3 protein-coding genes are annotated in these 2,192 nt (G+C 50.0%); all 3 read right to left on the bottom strand.

The window, feature by feature from the left end; translation table 11 throughout:
* Window positions 1-116: 116 nt before the first annotated feature.
* Genes H9L42_RS16575 through H9L42_RS16565 form a run of 3 tightly spaced genes read right to left on the bottom strand, consistent with a single transcriptional unit; the run spans window position 117 to window position 1,830 of the window.
* Entirely contained in the window at window positions 117-254 is a 138-nt protein-coding gene (locus H9L42_RS16575) for a hypothetical protein (protein WP_187304505.1), read from the bottom strand.
* 54 nt (window positions 255-308) lie between these two features.
* Entirely contained in the window at window positions 309-1,190 is an 882-nt protein-coding gene (locus H9L42_RS16570; RefSeq protein WP_187304504.1) for a bifunctional 5,10-methylenetetrahydrofolate dehydrogenase/5,10-methenyltetrahydrofolate cyclohydrolase, read from the bottom strand.
* Between the two features lie 10 nt (window positions 1,191-1,200).
* Complete coding sequence (locus H9L42_RS16565) at window positions 1,201-1,830, bottom strand: cyclodeaminase/cyclohydrolase family protein (protein ID WP_187304503.1); 630 nt, start codon at window positions 1,828-1,830, stop codon at window positions 1,201-1,203.
* Between the last annotated feature and the right edge of the window lie 362 nt (window positions 1,831-2,192).

Here is a 2,192-nt window from a genome sequence, read left to right as displayed (position 1 = left end):
GGACAATCTTCTTTTTAAACTCTGGTGTGTAATTTTGTGGCATGATAAGAACCTCTTTTCTCATTGTTTTTAGTATATCTTATTAGCCACTTCCGTTACAACTTTATTATAGCACTTCAGCCCGTAACGCCGCCTAAAACCACCGCTGCCACCGACAGTCCGCAAAGCATCGCAAACAGGGTCCGCTTTGTCGTAACCGCGATGACCAGGATGGTCAGTACCGGCAGGACGCTCAAAATACCATATGAATCCATATAGTCCTCCTTAAAATAGTAAATTGTTCTCCCAGCTTCCCAATTCCCCTCTATCTATTCAACCAGTCCTGCCGCAGCTTTAGCTGTTCTCGCCATTTCCGCCGCTTCCGCGGTCTGCTGCATAAGAACTGCGGTTGTCACCGCGCCGATTCCACCCGGAACCGGCGTAATATAACCGGCAGCGCCTGCGCGTTCAAAATCCACGTCTCCGCAGAGTCTGCCCTCTTCATCCACGTTGATTCCCACATCAAGAATCACCTGTCCCTCACGGACATATCCTTCATCCACCATCCCGGCCTGTCCTGCCGCGGCAATGAGAATATCACTCTCCCGGCAGATGTTCCTCATAGCTTCATCCCCGGTCCGGCTGTGGCAGATGGTAACCGTCGCGTTTTTTGCCAGGGCCATCATAGAAACCGGCTTTCCGATAACGAGGCTTCGTCCCAATACTGCCACCCGTTTTCCCCTCAGCTGGATCTTATAATGATCCAGGATTTCCATACATGCTCTTGCCGTACAAGGCGCGAAGCCGTTTCCGCTTCCGGTAAAAATTCCCGCAAGGGAACCTTCCGTAATGCCGTCCACATCTTTCCGAGGCAGCAGCGCCGCCCGGACAGCTCCATCGTCTATCTGCTGTGGAAGCGGCCGGAAGATCAGCGCGCCGTGAATGCCGTCATCCCGATTGATTTTGTCGATTTCCGCAAGAAGCGTCTCCTGGGAAACCGTTTCCTCAAAGAGGAAACGCTTTACCTCAATTCCGGCTTTTTCCGCCCTTTTCATCGCCCCCCGCTCGTACGACAAATCACTCGGGTTTTCTCCTGCCCGGACAATCGCCAGGGTCGGTACCACCCCCCGCTTTCTTAAAGCTTCCGACTTCTCCCGCACCCGCTGTGTGATTGCCTCGGCAACTTGTTTTCCTTCCAGTCTCTGTGCCATGGTTGTTCTCCTATTTGATTTCCTGAAAAACCTGCTCGATAATCCGGTCGGCTTTTGCCATATAAACGCTTCGCATTTCATCCGCCCTGCGGTTTGCCTGCCGCGCGTACTCCCGGTCTTTCATGGACTTTGTATTAATGTAAATGTTAAAGCTGGCGCTCTCCAGAGCGGCTCTGCAAAAGCTGGCGCCGGCTCCAGCATCGCTTATCGCCAATTTACTTCCTTTTTCCGCGAAATTCCCACAGAGTTCAATACCCTCACAACATTTTTCCATAATGGCAAAAGGTACCCGGCAAGCTTCTTTCAGCGCGTCTTCCATAATACGCGCCTTTTCTTCCCGCTGCGCCTCTGTTTCAGACGGCATTCGGTATGCCGCCGCCAACGGTTCGAAAGATCGCGCGTCTTCCTGAACCAGCTCCAAAAGCGCTTTTTGATTTTCCTTCGCCTGCTCCATCCAGCTCCGAATCTCGCCTTCTACTTCTTTATATTTTTTCTTTCCTTCTGTAAGCGAGCCGACCATATGACCCAGGGCTGTTCCCAGCGCGCCTGTCAGCGCAGAAGCGCCTCCCCCTCCGGGAGTCGGTCCTTTACCCGCGAGCAGATCGATAAAAGTTTCACAACTTTCCTCAACATATTTCATGTTGCTGCCTCCTGTCTTTCGGCAGAACGTATTTCCGCCTTTTACCAAAAAGAGCGTATGCCCGAGGATTCTCCTCCCTATGGCACACACTCACGTATTATAGCATTATTTCGTTCCCTTGTCATCTATTTCACGATTTTGCAATAATTTCTGGCAATTTCGGGAGTTTGACACATCATTTTCAATTGCAAAAACCAGACATATTGAAATAACACCGCTTGCGGTGAATTTTTTTGTCAAATTTTATGATTTTGTTAGTGCTTGTCGGTGCTCGTTGTGATATAATATAAAGAAGGAGGTTTTCACCATGTATGTAAATATTACCGGCAGTGCCAACAACAAGGATGTATATATCTATCAGT

It is taken from the genome of Zhenpiania hominis (assembly GCF_014333425.1).
GTDB classification, from domain to species: domain Bacteria; phylum Bacillota; class Clostridia; order Peptostreptococcales; family Anaerovoracaceae; genus Hominibacterium; species Hominibacterium hominis.
Note: the sequence above shows the minus strand (reverse complement) of the source record. Positions and strands in the feature narration are given on the sequence as shown.